This is a genomic window from Rhodanobacter soli, from assembly GCF_039523495.1.
Classification (GTDB): domain Bacteria; phylum Pseudomonadota; class Gammaproteobacteria; order Xanthomonadales; family Rhodanobacteraceae; genus Rhodanobacter; species Rhodanobacter soli.
In genome coordinates this window covers 160,593-175,728 of record NZ_BAAAFK010000002.1, presented here as the reverse complement: position 1 = coordinate 175,728, position 15,136 = coordinate 160,593, and the positions used below count along the sequence as shown (strand labels likewise).

Below are 15,136 nucleotides of genomic sequence, written 5' to 3'. Positions count from 1 at the left end.
CCCCCGAAGACGTGCAGGGGCGCATCCTGTGCGCGCCTGCACACGGTCAGGGTCTCAGGTGGAAATCGCCAGCTTCTCGGAGCGGTACAGCTGGATCGTCGCCAGCACCGCGAGCAGTGCCGCGGCGAGGCTGCCGGCCAGGCACAGACCGAGTTGCTCGCCGGTGACGCCGTCGCCGCGCAGCAGCTGCATGATGCCGAGGTTCTGGCCCAGCAGCGGCACCGCGTACATCCACGCCTGCGCCTTGATCGGCATGAACGACAGCACCGCGCTGGGGATGATCGGCACCAGCATCAGCAGCGAGATGTAGGTCTGCGCCTCGCGGTAGCTCTTGGCGAACGCCGCCACCATCGACTGCAGCGCGGACAGCAGCAGCACCAGCGGCAGCATCAGCAGCAGCACGTGCGTGGCGAAGTGCACGCCGAGGTCCAGTTCCATGCCGATCTTCTCGGCAGGAATGAACTGTCCCACCACGGCGAATGCCAGCAGGGTGATCAGCAGGCTGGCGGTGGAGAACGTGCAGATCGCCGCCAGTTTGCCGCACAGGATCTTCCAGCGCGGCACAGGGTTGGCGAACAGCGGCTCCAGCGATTGCCGCTCACGCTCGCCGGCGGTGAGGTCGATCGCCAGGTACATGCCACCCATGAAGATGGTGATCACGAAGAAATACGGCAGCATCGCGAACATCAGCACGCCGCGCGACTGCGGCGTGGCCTGGTCACGCTGGGCCACCTGCAGCGGCCACGCCGTGCTCGGCGACATGCCGCGCGCAACCAGTCGCATCGCACCCTGCTGGCGGGCGTAGCCTTCGACCAGCCGGGTCACCCGTTCCACCGAGCTGCCGGCTTCGCGCAACGAGGAGTCGTAGAACAGCTCCACCTGCACCGGCTCGCCCTGGCGCCAGGCCTTGCCGTAGTCGGAGGCGATGCGCAGCACCACGTCGGCGTCCTTCTTGCGCACGGTCTGCGCGGGATCGGCCACCGCCGCGCCCGGTACCACACCGCCGGCTTTCAGCGCGTCGAGCAGGTTCGGCGCGAACTCGGCGCCGATCACCGGCACTGACAACGGTTTCTCCGCCTTGTCCAGTTCGCGGCTGAGGGTGAGATTGATCAGCATCACGAACAGCAACGGCCCCAGCAACGGGCCGGTGAGGAACGCACTCATCAGGGTGCGGCGGTCGCGCAGGTTCTCCTTCACCTCCTTCAGGAACACGGTGAGGATGGCGCGGCCGCGATGGATTTTCGATGTTTCCGTATTCATGCGGCCAGGCCCTCTTCGCTGCCGATGATCTTCACGAACGCATCCTCCAGGTTGGTCGTGCCGGTCTGCGCGCGCAGCGCGTCGGGCGACTCGTCGGCGACCACGCGCCCATTTGCGATCACCACGATGCGATCACACAGCGCGGCGACCTCCTGCATGATGTGGCTGGAAAACAGCACGCAGCGGCCCTCGCCCTTCAGGCGCAACATGAACTGACGCAAGGCGCGCGTGGCCATCACGTCGAGGCCGTTGGTCGGCTCGTCGAGGATCACGTTGCGCGGGTCGTGCACCAGGGCGCGGGCGATCGCGGTCTTCACCCGCTGGCCCTGCGAGAAGCCCTCGGTGCGCCGGTCGGCGATGTCGTCCATCTCCAGCGCCTTCACCAGCGCCTCGCGCCGACTGGCCAGCAGGTCCTCCGGCAAGCCGTGCAGGCGACCGAAGTAGTCGATGTTCTCGCGTGCGCTGAGCCGCTTGTACAGGCCGCGCGCGTCCGGCAACACGCCGAGCTGGCGGCGCACGCCGAGCGGGTCGACCGCCGCGTCGATGCCGTCGACCAGCACCTGGCCGCGGTCCGGCGCCATCAGCGTGTACAGCATGCGCAGCGTGGTGGTCTTGCCGGCGCCGTTGGGGCCGAGCAGGCCGGTGATCTCGCCGTCGCGGGCGATGAAGCTGGCACCGTCGACGGCTTTCACTGCGCCGAACGCCTTGTGCAAATCCCTTACCTCGATCATGGCGTAGCTCCGTTGAAGTCGATGAAGATCGGCGTGGGCTGCAGGCGGTCGAGACAGCCGGCGTCCAGCATCTTCGGATCGGGTTTCTCGATGAAATGCTGGATCAGCTGCGGCGTGCAGCCGGCTGCCATGACGCTGTGCGCCTGGCCCTTGAGGGTGAGTACGCGCGCGTTCGGCAAGCCCCTGGCCACCTCCTCGGCGTAGCGCGGCGGAGTCACCGGGTCGTACTGGCCGGCCAGCAGCAGGATTGGCTTGTCGGTCTTCAGCGGCGCATGGAAATCGGCCGGACGCGTGCCTTTCGGCCACACCGAGCAAACCGCCTTCAGCGCATCGACCATGCGCGTGCCGAGGATGGTGTGTGCATCCTGCGGGCGCGCCGCAAGCAGGTCGGCGTCCTCGCTGCAAATCACCGAGTACTGCATGCCACTGCCCATCAGCTCGGACAACTCGCCGGACAGCAATTTGGCCTGGCCAAGCAACGGGCCGACGTCGCCATGCGCGGCCGCGTCGATCGACAGCGGCAGCAGCGCGGCGGTGGCCGGCGTGTAGGCGAACATGCGCACCACGCTGGCCAGCGCATCCTCGTCCAGCATCCGCTTCACCGTCTGGTAGCTCTGCGGGTCGCGGAAGCTGACCTCGTGCGGGTTCGCACGCAGCGCGTCGCGCAGCTGGTACAGGGTCTGGTCCGGATCGCCGAATTGCTTCTTGCAGGCCGGCTCGGCGGTGCAGCGGGCGAACTGCGCCTTCAACGCGTCGTCCAGATTGCGCGCGAAATCCTCGCCCAGCGCCAGCGAATTCGGCACCGTGCTGTCCAGCACCACGCTGCGCACGGCATCCGGGAAACGCCGCAGGTACTGCTGCGCCATCCGCGTGCCGTACGACACGCCGACCAGGTCGAACGGCGGCGAGCCGAGCGCCTTGCGCACGTCATCCAGGTCCTGCGCCGCGATCGTGGTGGTGTAGTAGCGCGGGTCAGCGCGGCCGGCCAGTTGCCGCAGGCAGTCGGCGGCAGCGGCGCGCAACTTGTCGGCGTCGAACGTGCTGTCGTCCGCCGGCGTGACCGTCTCATCGGACTCCTTGCAGCTGAGCGCATTCGAACCGCCGGTGCCGCGCTGGTCCAGCAGCACGACATGACGATGCGCCAGCAGCGGCTTCAGCACCGACGCCACCAGGCCCGCGGAATCGGTCGCCGCCTGGCTGGGGCCGCCGGCGAGGAACGCCAGCATGTCGGGATTCGCCACCTGCGCACGCGAACGCAGCACCGCCAGCTTCAGCTTGATCGTGCGGCTGTGCGAGTCGGCGCGGTTTTCCGGCACCGGGAAGTCGGCGCACCATGCCGCCGTGCTGAGCCCGCTGTTCGGCTGGGTCAATTCGCACGCGGTCAGCGTGAGCGTGCCCAGCTTCCAGCGTGCCGGCTTCGCGGGCGGCTGCGGCGCAGCCGTTGCCGTTGCCGTTGCCGCGGCGGCCGGTGCCTGTTGCTTGCCGTGAAACTGGTTCCACGCCAGAAACCCCAAGCCTGCGACCACCGCACCGATGCGGATCGCGGTTCGTCCACTCAATGCCATGCCCTACTCCTCACCGGGTATAAAAATCGATTCAATCGGATGGCCAAACAGTTTCGCGACCTTGAACGCCAGCGGCAGGCTGGGATCGTACTTGCCGGTCTCGATCGCGTTGACAGTCTGCCGCGAGACGTCCAACCGCTCGGCCAAGTCGGCCTGCGACCAGCCGTGTTCGCCGCGCAGCTTGCGCACTTGGTTATTCATGAGCGCGGTATCGCCATGCCACGAAGCACTTCGCCAGGCCAAAGGAAGCGAACAGGCAGGGCAGCACCCAGATCGCGACAGCATCGGACCCGATCTTCCAGTCGACTGCACTCGTCAGCAGACCGAAACTGAAGAAGCCAAATCCGGTCGTCGTCGAAGCGATCGCGATGGCTTCCAGATCGATACGACGCTCCAGCTCATCCTGATCCCGGATGACCCGCACGATGGCGCGGATTACCAGCGCGATGGGCATCAGCGGCAGCAACGCCAGCACGACCTTCAGGAACACGCTTTCTGTCCTGGGGACGAACGCGCCGTAAAGAATGATCAGCGCGACATAGGCGAACATCGCGGGAATGAATTCGCGCAGGTAGCGCTTGTGCACGGCGCGCAGTGTCATGAATTCCGACCCTCCCCGTCAGGGCGGGCCAATCGACGTGCGACACCCAGGCCAATGCTGGCGATCACCATGGCGCCTGTCGCTCCCCAAAGAAAACCACGGCGGATGTCGTCCAATGACGACCAGCGGAGAGCCGCCACCACAACGAGCAACACCGCCACCCACAAGCACCGCTGGTAGATCGGCATGCCCTTCTCGTCCTCGCACGCGAGCGACATGCCATAGCGCCGTCCCACCCAGCCTCGCGCGATGCTGTAGCTGAACATCAATACCGGGAACACCCAGATCAGGATGTCGCCCTCGATCGGCAGCACCTTGCCCGCCGCCAGAAAGCCGCCGACCAGGCTCAACACACCCACCACGGCTGTGGCCACGCCCAGCGCCAGCAGATGGGTGCGTTGTTCCAACTCGTCGCTGTCGCGAACAAGCCGCGCCATCAGTCCGATCACATAAAGCATCGGCACTACCGGTGCCATCGAAATCAACCATTTCAGCGGCAGCGACTGCGCGGTGCGCACCATCGGCCAAACCAGCAGCATCAGGCCCACATACACCACCATCGCGATCATCAGGTTGCGCTGATATCGCTTGTTCCCAAGACGAGCCATGATCTGAACCTCAGAGGGATTTCAAAAAGCTGTCGATCACCTGCTGGAACTTCGCGGGCTGGTCGAGCATCACGAAGTGCCGCGACGGCGAGATCGATACCACCTTCGCGTTCGGCGCACCGGCCAGCAGGCTCTGGTAGTACGCCGTCTTCTGCGCCTCGCTCATGATCATCGGCGGCTGACTGAAGTCGGGCGCGTGGTACGGCGAGATCTCCAGGATCGGCACATTCGCATGCTTCAGCCCCGGGCGTCCGTCGAACGCCAGATCCTCCGCCATGTACTGGGCACTTGCCTTGATGTCGCTGCGTGCATTCATCGGCGCGTAATGCGCGGCGAGCTGCGGATCAATCACGCCGATACTCTGCATGTAACCCAGCGCCTGCGCCTGGAACTGTGCCGGCGTCGCCGCCGCCAGCTGCTGCTGCATCCGCGCCGCCATCGCCTCGCGTTGCTCCGCGCCCATCCGCTCCATGCCGGGAAAGATCGGCAACCCGTCCACCGCCACCACGCCCGAGATCAACGGCGCATGCTCGCCGGCAAAGCGCAACGCCAGCGTGCCGCCGAGGCTATGCCCGACCAGCACCGGCTTGTCGATCCGCTGCTGCTCGATCAATTGCAGCAGCGACGCGTTGGCGCGATCGAACAGGTTGCCGCCATCGGCCGGCGCCGGCATGCCGTCGAAGCCGGCCAGCGTCAACGCATACACCACGTGGTCCCTTTGCAGCTGCGCGATTGTCTGCCGCCACACCCACGGCCCGCCCTGCAGCCCGGGGATCAGGATCACCGCCCGGCCGTGGTCGCCATGGCGCTCGACATGGAGGGTGCCAACCGTACTGGTGGCTGCTTCATGGGCCAAGGCGGTCGCGCCGGCAAACAGCGCGAGGGCCAAGCCCAGCAAGCGGAAGGTCTTTCGGAAGGACGACTTGTCCATGGCGCTCTCCTGTTTAGATATGTCAAGCAGACTTGACATTCGGCAGCATAGAGAGCGTCCGTATTCATGTCAAGCAAGCTTTACATTTCCGGCAAATTTTGTGATCTGCGTCGCACTTATGTCGAATAGAAGTGAAATACCTGTTAATTTAAGTGACGCAGTTCGCATTTAATGGTGTCGAAATTTGTCAGGGATCGCCGACAAGGATCAAGCGAATCCCCGTCCCGCTTCAAATCTCGCCCGCCCGCGAATGGCCCGGCGCCTAGAGTTATTGCCCAGGTGCATGAGTTGGCACGCCGATTGCCTATGACCCAGCGAAAGACCTTAAACCCTACCCGGAGAGAACCATCATGATGCCCAAGAAAACTCTGCTTGCCGCCGCTGTGTTCGCTTTGGGCGGTGTCGCCATGAGCGCCGCCTCAGCCAACGTCACCACCGGCACCTTCAACGTTTCACTGACGGTCAACAAGACCTGTGCGGTGAACACCACCGGCGCCTCCAACATCACCCTGGCTGCCGTGAATGCGGGTGCCACGACCGCCACCTTGCCGGGCACTTTCACGGTCAGCTGCTCGAACAAGACCCCGTTCAATGTCGGTCTGGCTCCAAGCAACAACAACACCGCCGGCGCAGGCAACCTTGCCGGTACCGGTGGCAACCTGGCCACCATCGCCTACGCGCTCTACCAGGATGCCAGCGGCACTACGCCCTGGGGTAACACCGCCACCGCGAGCGCCGTGGGCAACGGCGAGTCGGGCATGGGTGGTGGCATGGCGGCGGCCAAAGCCGTGTCCTTCACGACGTATGCCAATGCCACTGGCACCACCGATGTGCAGCCGGACACGTACACCGATACCGTCACGATCAATGTGAACTTCTGAAGCTCCGATGACCCAAGCACTGTTGCGACATAGCTGGCGAATCGCCCTGCTCGCCTGCCTTGTGGCGGCGAGCAGTTGGGCGGCCGCCACCGGTCTTCAGGTGTCGCCCACCAGCCTCGGCCTGAAGGCGACCCAGAACGCCGACGGACTGTGGCTAAGCAACACCGGTGACGGCGTGGTGCATGCGCAGGTGCGCGTGTACCACTGGACGCAGGATGCATCCGGCGACCAACGCACGCCGTCGCAGGGCCTGGTCATCAGTCCGCCGATGCTGGAGATTCCGGCCGGCGGCCAGCAATTGATCCGGGTGATTCGGGTTGGGGCACCGCCCAGCGGAAGCGGAGCGGTCGAGGATGCCTATCGGCTTGCCATCGACGAGTTGCCGGTCGATGCGCCCAACAGCCCCGGACTGCACTTCGTGGTGCATTACTCGGTGCCGGTGTTCGTCGAACCGGTCGGCGCAACCAGCGTGGCGCCGCAACTGCAATGGACGCTACAGCGCACGGGCCAGCATGCCGTGCTGGTAGTGAGCAACCACGGCAACGGCCATGCGCAGGTGGCCGACTTGTCCTTCGTCGATGCCGCCGGTCGTCGTACCACGATCGACTCCGGCCTGCTCGGTTATGTGCTGCCCGGATCAACCATGCACTGGGCATTGAAACCGTCCGCCGCCGTGTTCACCCAAGGCGGCACTCTCGAGGTCCTGATCAATGGTCAGAAGACAACGCAAGACCTGTCGCTGGCCGTCGGATCTCCTTAAGGGACTGCTGCTGCAGAGTCTGCTCATCCCTGCCGGTCACGCCGCGATGAACCCGGATGCCGCACTCCCGGCCGCCCTACTAGCCGACGGCAACAGCCAAGCGACTATCCCGGGCGCCAGTGACCTCTATCTAGACGTGACCCTCAACGGCACCCATGTCGGTCTCGCTCATTTCGGTTATCGCGACGGCCAGCTGTGGGCCAGTCAGGCGACCCTACATGAGCTGGGCTTCGCCCTGCCTGCAGGCAGCGCCGACCCCGTGCGACTGGACAGCCTGCAAGGCCTGAAGGTGAGCTACGACGCCAGCCAGCAGACCCTGAACCTTGCAGCACCGCTGCAGTTGCTGAAGCTGGGCACCACGATCCTTTCCACCACTGCCAATCAGCGGTCGGCACCCACCGTCTCCCCCGGCGCGCTGCTGAACTACAACCTCTACGGCACCTACGGCACGCACGGCACCCGCAGCCTCAACGCCTTCGCCGAACTGCGCGCGTTCAATGCCGCCGGCGTATTCAGCACCACTTCGCTCATGCAGGACAATCACGCCGACGATGGCAACTCACAAAGCCGTTCGGTGCGCCTCGATAGCAGCTGGAGCATGTCGTTTCCCGAGCACCTGCTGACCTTGCGTTTCGGCGACACCATTACCGACGGCCTGAGCTGGTCGCGCTCCACACGCATCGGTGGCTTGCAGTTCGGCACCAACTTCGGCCTGCAACCCTATCTGGTCACCGCGCCGCTGCCTGCCTTCATCGGCTCGGCGACGATGCCATCGTCCATCGATCTTTACGTAAACGGCCTGCGCCAGTACAGCGGCCAGGTGCCTACCGGCCCCTTCCAGCTAAGTACCATTCCCAACATCAACGGCGCTGGCAACGCCCAGGTTGTGCTGACCAACGCGCTGGGCCAGACCACCACGCTCAACTTCTCGCTGTATGGCGAGAACCAGCTACTGCGCAAAGGCCTGTCCGACTGGTCCGTTGAAGTCGGCAAGGTGCGCGAGAACTACGGCGTGGATTCGTTCGACTACGGCAACGACGCGGTGGGCAGCGGCACTTGGCGCTATGGCATCAGCGACCATTTCACCGCCGAGGCGCACGCCGAACTCACCTCCGGCCTGGGTGACGCCGGCGTGGGTGGCATCTGGCTGCTCGGCGAGCGCGGCGGCGTGCTGTCCACCTCGCTGGCGCACAGCGAATACCACGGCCAAAGTGGCGAGCAGTACAGCCTGGGCTACAACTGGAGCAACGAGCGCTTCAATGCCGGCTTCAACAGCACCCGCACCCATGGCGATTACCGCGACCTGGGCACGTTGTATGGCTCGGTCATGCCACGCGTCAGCACGCAGGGCTATCTCAGCTACAACTTCAACCGCATCGGCAATCTCGGCTTCAGCTACATCAAGCTGGCTGTCCCGCAGCAGGCCGCGCAGCGCTACGCCAGCGCCTACTGGTACAAATCACTGGGCCGCTGGGCCATGTTGAACTTCAGCGTCAATCAGGACTTGGACAACTCGCGCAACCGCACTGCTTTCGCCATCATCACGCTGGCGCTGGATCACAACATCTCGGTCAGCGGTAGCCTGCAACGCGAGAACGGCCGCACCGGCTTGGCGCTGAATGCCACGCAATCGCTGCCCAGCCAAGGCGGCTTGGGCTGGCGTGCATCGCTGAGTCAGGGCGACGGTCAGAACGGCGGCCAGGGCGAACTGGACTATCTGGGGCGCTACGGTCAAGTGCAGGCGGGCGGCTACGATATTGGCGGCACCCGTTACGGCTATGGCGGTGCCACCGGCTCACTGGTGCTAATGGGCGGTGACGTGTTCGCGGCGCGGCAGATCAATACGGGCTTCGCCGTGGTTTCCGCCGAAGGTGTGGCCGGTGTGCCGGTGAGTCTGCAGAACAACCCAATAGGTGTCACCGACCGCAAGGGCATGCTGCTGGTGACCCCGCTCAACGCCTATCAGAACAACAAGCTCAGCATCGATCCGATGAGCCTGCCGGCCGACATGCGCATCGATCGCGTGAACGCGGATGCTACGCCCACCGATCGCGCCGGGACGCTGGTGAAGTTCGGCATCGTGCCCGTTCGTGCCGCCTCTGTCATCCTGACGGAGGAGGCCGGCAAGCCGCTGCCGGTGGGCAGCGCGGTGCGGCTGCACGGGCACGCCGGCGAACCCGCCCTGGTCGGTTTCGACGGCGCGGTTTATTTGGACACTCTGGATGCCCGCAACGTGTTGGACGTGACGACGCCGACCGGCGTCTGCCATGCGAATTTCGACTACCGCAAGCAAGGCAGCGGCATCCCGCAGATCGGGCCGCTGACCTGCCGCAAGGTGATGCCATGAACAAGTCGCTGCTGCGCCTTCTCGCCGTCTTGTTGCTCGCAGTCGGTGGCCTGCTCCACGTTGCGCCTGCGCGTGCCGCCGGCATCACCTGCACCTCGGCCAGCATGACCGCGGTGAGCTTCGGCACGGTGAGCCCGCTGTCGAGTCTGGCCACGACCACGGCCACCCTGACCTACTCGTGCAGCAACACCGACAACAAGACCCATTCGGCCACGATCTGCTTCAGCATCGGCGAGCCAGGCGGCGCGCAGACCAGCCCACGCCAGATGAGCAGCGGCGGCAACAAGCTGAATTTTCAACTTTACCAAGATCCCGGGTATACCCAAGTATGGGGCAGCGAGATGTTCGGTACCTTCCGTACCCCGCTGATGGTGAACCTCACGCTTGCCAAGGGCGCATCCACGAACGGCGCGTCCGCCACGCTATACGCCCAGATACTCAACGGACAGACCACGGCGGTGGCGGGCAGCTACACCGACAACTACCAGAACGGCGACACCGCGATCACCATCAACGACAGGCAAAGCGGCACTGCCCCGGGCAGCTGTGGAGGCAGCCAGATCAACGAGTATTTCCCGTTCCTGGTCTCTGCCACCGTGCAGAAGAACTGCACGGTCTCGGCCAACAACCTCACCTTCAATGCCGTCGCCGCCGGCGCGGCTACCGCACCTGGCAACACCACGATGAGCATCGCCTGCACGGTCAACACGCCCTACACCGTCGGCCTGCAACCGCTGAACGTCGCCAGTACCAGCGGAGCAGGCACGATGAAAGGAGGAACCGGCGGCAACACGAATACGGTGCAGTACCAGCTCTACTCGAATTCCACCCTGAGCCAGGTCTGGGGCAATACCGCCACGATGGGCAGCACGGGCAACGGCGTGGCCGGAAGCGGCACCGGTTCAGCGCAAAACCTGAGCGTCTATGCCAAGACCACCAGCAGTACCGACGTCACGCCCGACACCTACACGGACACTGTCCAAATCAATGTGAACTACTGAGCCGCCAGCGTGAGCCTTTCCCGACTGCCAATCCTGTTGTTGCTGCTACTCGCTGGCGCCTTGCTCATGCCCGGAGCGGCGCATGCACAGGTGAGTTGTACGGCCACCCACCCCACGCTCAACTTCGGCACCGTCAAGGTCAATACCAGCTCCGGCGCGTCTGACAACGGTTCCATCAACTACAACTGCCAGAATTCCGGTACCACCACAGTTACCTTCAAGCTTTGCGTGGCGATCGGCACTCCTGACTGGGGCACGCCGAGCCAGCCCCTGTTGAAGGGCACCGGAGCCAACAGGCTGGATTTCAATCTCTATGCGGACCCACTGTCCGCAAACGTCTGGGACGCCAGTCACCCGTTGTCGGTACCGCTATCGCTAGCGCCCGGTGGCACGCGGACCGGCACCATTTCCTACTACGGTCGCATTCCCGGCAATCAGACCAGCGCGTCAGCGGGTACTTACCTGTCGACCTTCAGCCAGACCACGCTCGGTTATCTTGTCGGTTCCAGCTGCGGCGCAGAACCGGGTTATCGATTTCCCAGCTTCACCCTCAGCGTCAAGGCCAAACTGGGCAATGCCTGTGTGGTCAGCGCGGGATCTAGTCTAATCTTCGGCAGCGCGGGCGGCGTGGCGGCCGGCACGCCAACCGTCAGCGGCAGCGACACCATCGCCGTGACTTGCCCGAACAAGACTCCCTACAACGTGGGCCTGCTGCCTTCCGACGGCGATACCGGTGGCGCCGGCATCATGCAGGGAACCGGCAGCGGTACGGACACGGTGCAGTACCAGCTCTACCAAGATCCGGCCTTGAGCACGGTTTGGGGCAACACCGCCACGCGCACCTTCGCCGGCAATGGCAAGCATGGCACCGGCAACGGCAACGCGCAGCTGCTGACCGTCTATGCCCAAACCACCAGCAGCACCGATGTCACGCCGGACAGGTACACGGACACCATTCAGATCAACGTGAACTACTGAACAACGCTCAGTAGACGACCCGCACCACGGCCGCGTCAGCATAATCGCCGGGCATCACGTTCTGCCCTGCGGGCACGTTGCCGGAGAGCCGTAGACGAATCGGCTGCGCCCCTTGGCCGAGTACCGCAATCGATGCACCGGCCGGCCACGCCTGCCCGTTTGCTTGCACGGTATACGCCACCCGTGCGCCTGCCGGCCCAGCCAGCGTGCGGTCGCCGTCGAGATAGACGGCTACCGGGATGCCTCGGGTGCAACTCACGTCAATGGCGCCCGGCGTGGCGGTACCCGTGGTCGAGCCGCCGGCCGTGTGGGTGGCGAAGGTCAGCGGCTGGGTTCGCACGCTGCATGAGGTCACTACGGTCAAGGATATCCGTAAGGTGCCGGTGGCTTCGTTGGCGATGGCCAGTGCGGGCATAAGGGCCAGAGTAAATGCGATGAATGAGGATAGGCGCCTCATCAGGATTTGCGCTCCCGACTTGTCACGCTGTCCGCCGTGACCATATCCGCGACGGATGGCTTCCCAGCAATGGGGACGTTCCGCCGACACGCTGATTGACCGTTTCATACGCTCACCTCTTTAGGTGACCCCGGCCATTACGGGGTTCCTTAAGTGGCTTTCGGCTTGCTCCGTCTGAGCTTTACCGGTTTGAGCCGACCAATGTCACAAAACGTGACGTTCATCACACTAAGCGATGCATTGGGGCCGGACTGCGCCGCAGCCACCCGTCCAAGCCATTGATTTACCCCCTCCCGCCGTGAGCCGCGCGTGAGATGACACGTGCGAAAGCACAAAACCGCCCTGGCTCGTCCCAATGGCGTGGTGCCGAGCCAAGTGTCCTATCGGCGTGAAAACGGCAACCTTGATATCAGCGCGACGAAATGTACTTCTCGCGCCGGATCTGCGGCACCGGCAGGCCGAATTCCTTCAACGCGGTGAAGGCGGCATCGACCATGTTCGGGTTGCCGCACAGGTAGGCGATGTCGCGGTCGGCGCGTGGGCCGAGTTCGGCCAGCACGTGCTGCACGTGGCCGCTGCGGTCGGTGGGGCGCGGGGTGGCGCGGGCTTCGCGGCTGAGGCAGCCGTGGAAGATGAAGCCGGGGTGGGTTTGCGCGAACGCCTCGAACTCCTCGCCGTAGAGCAGCTCGGCTTCGCTGCGGGCGCCGTACAACAGCACCACTTCGCGATCGCCCCTGGCGAGCAGCTTTTCGATCTGCGGCAGCATTGCGCGGTACGGGGTGACGCCGGTGCCGGTGGCGAGCAGCAGGTAACGCGGATGGCTGTCGGCGTCCTGCAGGCAGAAGCGGCCGTACGGGCCGCTGGCGTCGATGACGCCGCCCACGGGCAGTTCGCCGAGCAGCTTGGTGGCGGCACCGCCTTCGACGTAGCTCACCGCGATCTCGATGCGTTGCACCGGCGAGCTGCCGTCGCCGATGGTCGCCACCGAGTAGCTGCGCTTGGTCGCCGTGCCATCGTCGTAATGAAAGTGCACCTGCAGGAACTGGCCGGGCTGGAACGCCAGCGGCTGGCCGTCGGCGCGCTCGAACACCAGGTGGCGCACCGCGGGCGCAAGCATGCGGCTGTCGACGAGACGGAGCTGGAAGTGGTCGGCCATGAAAGGTTTCCGGAAACAGTGTGTGCCGTCGGGCAGGGCCGAACGGCTGGGCGTAGCCCGTTATAATAAGGGCTAACCCCCTCGGTGCAGCCCATGTCTTCGCAGTATCCAGATACAGCCCCCGCGCTTGTCGTCGACAATCTGCGCAAAACCTACGGCAACGGCGTCGAAGCGCTGAAGGGCATCAGCCTCACCGTGCAGCCCGGCGACTTCTTCGCCCTGCTCGGCCCGAACGGCGCCGGCAAGTCCACCCTGATCGGCATCCTGTCCTCGCTGGTGAACTCCACCAGCGGCGACGCGCGAGTGTTCGGCGTGTCGGTAAACCGGCAGCGCAGCGCAGCAATGCGGCTGATCGGCCTGGTGCCGCAGGAAATCAACTTCAACCAGTTCGAGAAACCGTTCGACATCTGCGTGAACGAAGCGGGCTTCTACGGCATCCCGCGGAAGATCGCCGCCGAACGCGCAGAGAAATACCTCAACGAGCTGCGCCTGTGGGACAAGGCGCAGATGCAGGCGCGCACGCTGTCCGGTGGCATGAAGCGGCGGCTGATGATCGCCCGCGCGATGATGAACGAGCCGAGGCTGCTGATCCTGGACGAGCCGACCGCCGGCGTCGACATCGAGATCCGCCGTTCGATGTGGCAGTTCGTCAGCGGGATCAACGCGGCCGGCACCACGGTGATCCTGACCACGCATTACCTGGAGGAAGCCGAATCGCTGTGCCGCAACATCGCGATCATCGACCACGGCACGATCATCGAGAACACCAGCATGAAGCGCCTGCTGGCGACGCTGGACGTGGAAACCTTCGTGCTGGACGTGGCCGGCATGCCGGATGAGCTGCCGAGCCTGCCCCACGTCACGCTGCGCCGCCGCGACGAACGCACGCTCGAGGCTGAACTGGCCCGCTCGCACGACCTCAATTCGCTGTTCGCGCAGCTGTCCGCGAACGGCATCATGGTGACCTCGATGCGCAACAAGACCAATCGGCTGGAGGAGCTGTTCGTGCGGCTGGTCGAGAACGGTCGGCAAGAGCCGGGTCGCAACGGCGCGACCCACGTCGACAAGGAGCAGGTCGCATGAGCAACACCGCCGCCAACCTCGTCGCACTGAACACCCTCATCCGCCGCGAGATCGTGCGCATCATGCGGATCTGGACGCAGACGCTGATTCCGCCGGCGATCACCATGACGCTGTACTTCGTGATCTTCGGCAAGTTGATCGGCAGCCGCATCGGCAGCATAGAGGGCGGCTTCAGCTACATGCAATACATCGTGCCGGGCCTGGTGATGATGAGCATCATCACCAACAGCTACGGCAACATCACCAGCTCGTTCTTCGGCGCCAAGTTCAGCCGCGCGGTGGAGGAGATGCTGGTGTCGCCGATGCCGAACTGGGTGATCCTGCTCGGCTATGTTGCCGGGGCGGTGGTGCGCGGACTCGTCGTGGGCGTGCTGGTGCTGCTGATCGCACTGTTCTTCACCGACCTGCACGTGATGCACCCGCTGATCACGTTCACCTCGGTGCTGCTGGGCGCCACGATCTTCTCGCTGGCTGGCTTCATCAACGCGGTCTACGCGAAGAAATTCGACGACATCGCGCTGGTGCCCACCTTCATCCTGACCCCGCTGACCTACCTCGGCGGCGTGTTCTATTCGATCAACATGCTGGGCGAACCGTGGCAGGCGATCTCGCGCGCCAACCCGATCCTGTACATGGTCAACGCATTCCGCTTCGGCGTGCTCGGCATCAGCGACGTGCACGTGGGCTGGGCGTTCGTGGTGATGATCGGCTTCGTGATCGCGCTGTCGATCGTGGCGCTGCAGCTGCTCAAGCGCGGCGTCGGCCTGCGCTCGTAAG

Annotated in this window: 16 protein-coding genes; 7 read left to right on the top strand and 9 right to left on the bottom strand. The window is 64.5% G+C overall.

What is annotated here, in order from left to right; translation table 11 throughout:
- Positions 1–54 precede the first annotated feature (54 nt).
- The 7 genes from ABD024_RS15840 to ABD024_RS15810 are packed head-to-tail and all read right to left on the bottom strand — an operon-like array spanning position 55 to position 5,696.
- Positions 55–1,260: an ABC transporter permease gene (locus ABD024_RS15840; RefSeq protein ID WP_343855313.1), complete on the bottom strand. Its 1,206-nt coding sequence runs from the start codon at positions 1,258–1,260 to the stop codon at positions 55–57.
- A complete protein-coding gene (locus tag ABD024_RS15835) occupies positions 1,257–1,991 on the bottom strand; it encodes an ABC transporter ATP-binding protein (protein WP_343855310.1) in 735 nt (244 codons plus the stop codon). The genes ABD024_RS15840 and ABD024_RS15835 overlap by 4 nt, the downstream gene beginning before the upstream one ends.
- Positions 1,988–3,556 (bottom strand): alpha/beta hydrolase, encoded by a 1,569-nt coding sequence (locus ABD024_RS15830; RefSeq protein WP_343855308.1) that lies wholly within the window; start codon positions 3,554–3,556, stop codon positions 1,988–1,990. Before ABD024_RS15830 ends, ABD024_RS15835 begins: the two co-directional genes overlap by 4 nt.
- A gap of 3 nt (positions 3,557–3,559) precedes the next feature.
- Positions 3,560–3,757 (bottom strand): helix-turn-helix transcriptional regulator, encoded by a 198-nt coding sequence (locus ABD024_RS15825; protein WP_343855307.1) that lies wholly within the window; start codon positions 3,755–3,757, stop codon positions 3,560–3,562.
- Complete coding sequence (locus ABD024_RS15820) at positions 3,750–4,157, bottom strand: hypothetical protein (protein ID WP_343855306.1); 408 nt, start codon at positions 4,155–4,157, stop codon at positions 3,750–3,752. Before ABD024_RS15820 ends, ABD024_RS15825 begins: the two co-directional genes overlap by 8 nt.
- The gene (locus ABD024_RS15815; RefSeq protein WP_343855305.1) at positions 4,154–4,765 is read right to left on the bottom strand and encodes a hypothetical protein; all 612 of its coding nucleotides are present in this window, start codon (positions 4,763–4,765) and stop codon (positions 4,154–4,156) included. Before ABD024_RS15815 ends, ABD024_RS15820 begins: the two co-directional genes overlap by 4 nt.
- A 10-nt stretch (positions 4,766–4,775) precedes the next feature.
- Positions 4,776–5,696: an alpha/beta fold hydrolase gene (locus tag ABD024_RS15810; RefSeq protein ID WP_343855304.1), complete on the bottom strand. Its 921-nt coding sequence runs from the start codon at positions 5,694–5,696 to the stop codon at positions 4,776–4,778.
- A gap of 350 nt (positions 5,697–6,046) precedes the next feature.
- Between ABD024_RS15810 and ABD024_RS15805 the strand changes: the two genes are divergently transcribed.
- Genes ABD024_RS15805 through ABD024_RS15785 form a run of 5 tightly spaced genes read left to right on the top strand, consistent with a single transcriptional unit; the run spans position 6,047 to position 11,663 of the window.
- Positions 6,047–6,577, top strand: coding sequence for a spore coat protein U domain-containing protein (locus ABD024_RS15805; RefSeq protein WP_343855303.1), 531 nt, complete (start codon positions 6,047–6,049; stop codon positions 6,575–6,577).
- Between the two features lie 7 nt (positions 6,578–6,584).
- A complete protein-coding gene (locus ABD024_RS15800; RefSeq protein ID WP_343855302.1) occupies positions 6,585–7,337 on the top strand; it encodes a fimbrial biogenesis chaperone in 753 nt (250 codons plus the stop codon).
- Positions 7,288–9,684: a fimbria/pilus outer membrane usher protein gene (locus ABD024_RS15795; protein ID WP_343855301.1), complete on the top strand. Its 2,397-nt coding sequence runs from the start codon at positions 7,288–7,290 to the stop codon at positions 9,682–9,684. Before ABD024_RS15800 ends, ABD024_RS15795 begins: the two co-directional genes overlap by 50 nt.
- The gene (locus ABD024_RS15790; protein WP_343855299.1) at positions 9,681–10,685 is read left to right on the top strand and encodes a Csu type fimbrial protein; all 1,005 of its coding nucleotides are present in this window, start codon (positions 9,681–9,683) and stop codon (positions 10,683–10,685) included. Before ABD024_RS15795 ends, ABD024_RS15790 begins: the two co-directional genes overlap by 4 nt.
- A 9-nt stretch (positions 10,686–10,694) precedes the next feature.
- Positions 10,695–11,663: a Csu type fimbrial protein gene (locus ABD024_RS15785; RefSeq protein WP_343855298.1), complete on the top strand. Its 969-nt coding sequence runs from the start codon at positions 10,695–10,697 to the stop codon at positions 11,661–11,663.
- A 7-nt stretch (positions 11,664–11,670) separates the two neighbouring features.
- Here ABD024_RS15785 and ABD024_RS15780 read toward each other — a convergent pair whose 3' ends face one another.
- Positions 11,671–12,228, bottom strand: a complete 558-nt coding sequence (locus ABD024_RS15780; RefSeq protein ID WP_343855297.1) for a spore coat protein U domain-containing protein — start codon at positions 12,226–12,228, stop codon at positions 11,671–11,673.
- A 301-nt stretch (positions 12,229–12,529) separates the two neighbouring features.
- Positions 12,530–13,276, bottom strand: a complete 747-nt coding sequence (locus ABD024_RS15775) for a ferredoxin--NADP reductase (RefSeq protein WP_343855296.1) — start codon at positions 13,274–13,276, stop codon at positions 12,530–12,532.
- 93 nt (positions 13,277–13,369) lie between these two features.
- Between ABD024_RS15775 and ABD024_RS15770 the strand changes: the two genes are divergently transcribed.
- The gene (locus ABD024_RS15770) at positions 13,370–14,359 is read left to right on the top strand and encodes an ABC transporter ATP-binding protein (RefSeq protein WP_343855294.1); all 990 of its coding nucleotides are present in this window, start codon (positions 13,370–13,372) and stop codon (positions 14,357–14,359) included.
- Positions 14,356–15,135, top strand: a complete 780-nt coding sequence (locus ABD024_RS15765; RefSeq protein WP_343855293.1) for an ABC transporter permease — start codon at positions 14,356–14,358, stop codon at positions 15,133–15,135. Before ABD024_RS15770 ends, ABD024_RS15765 begins: the two co-directional genes overlap by 4 nt.
- Position 15,136: the final 1 nt, after the last annotated feature.

Coding starts and splice junctions, on each gene's coding strand:
- ABD024_RS15800 (WP_343855302.1), top strand. CDS start 6,585: ATGACCCAAGCACTGTTGCGACATAGCTGGCGAATCGCCCTGCTCGCC.
- ABD024_RS15790 (WP_343855299.1), top strand. CDS start 9,681: ATGAACAAGTCGCTGCTGCGCCTTCTCGCCGTCTTGTTGCTCGCAGTC.
- ABD024_RS15840 (WP_343855313.1), bottom strand. CDS start 1,260: ATGAATACGGAAACATCGAAAATCCATCGCGGCCGCGCCATCCTCACC.
- ABD024_RS15810 (WP_343855304.1), bottom strand. CDS start 5,696: ATGGACAAGTCGTCCTTCCGAAAGACCTTCCGCTTGCTGGGCTTGGCC.
- ABD024_RS15820 (WP_343855306.1), bottom strand. CDS start 4,157: ATGACACTGCGCGCCGTGCACAAGCGCTACCTGCGCGAATTCATTCCC.
- ABD024_RS15780 (WP_343855297.1), bottom strand. CDS start 12,228: ATGAAACGGTCAATCAGCGTGTCGGCGGAACGTCCCCATTGCTGGGAA.
- ABD024_RS15770 (WP_343855294.1), top strand. CDS start 13,370: ATGTCTTCGCAGTATCCAGATACAGCCCCCGCGCTTGTCGTCGACAAT.
- ABD024_RS15815 (WP_343855305.1), bottom strand. CDS start 4,765: ATGGCTCGTCTTGGGAACAAGCGATATCAGCGCAACCTGATGATCGCG.
- ABD024_RS15795 (WP_343855301.1), top strand. CDS start 7,288: ATGGTCAGAAGACAACGCAAGACCTGTCGCTGGCCGTCGGATCTCCTT.
- ABD024_RS15825 (WP_343855307.1), bottom strand. CDS start 3,757: ATGAATAACCAAGTGCGCAAGCTGCGCGGCGAACACGGCTGGTCGCAG.
- ABD024_RS15765 (WP_343855293.1), top strand. CDS start 14,356: ATGAGCAACACCGCCGCCAACCTCGTCGCACTGAACACCCTCATCCGC.
- ABD024_RS15835 (WP_343855310.1), bottom strand. CDS start 1,991: ATGATCGAGGTAAGGGATTTGCACAAGGCGTTCGGCGCAGTGAAAGCC.
- ABD024_RS15830 (WP_343855308.1), bottom strand. CDS start 3,556: ATGGCATTGAGTGGACGAACCGCGATCCGCATCGGTGCGGTGGTCGCA.
- ABD024_RS15805 (WP_343855303.1), top strand. CDS start 6,047: ATGATGCCCAAGAAAACTCTGCTTGCCGCCGCTGTGTTCGCTTTGGGC.
- ABD024_RS15775 (WP_343855296.1), bottom strand. CDS start 13,276: ATGGCCGACCACTTCCAGCTCCGTCTCGTCGACAGCCGCATGCTTGCG.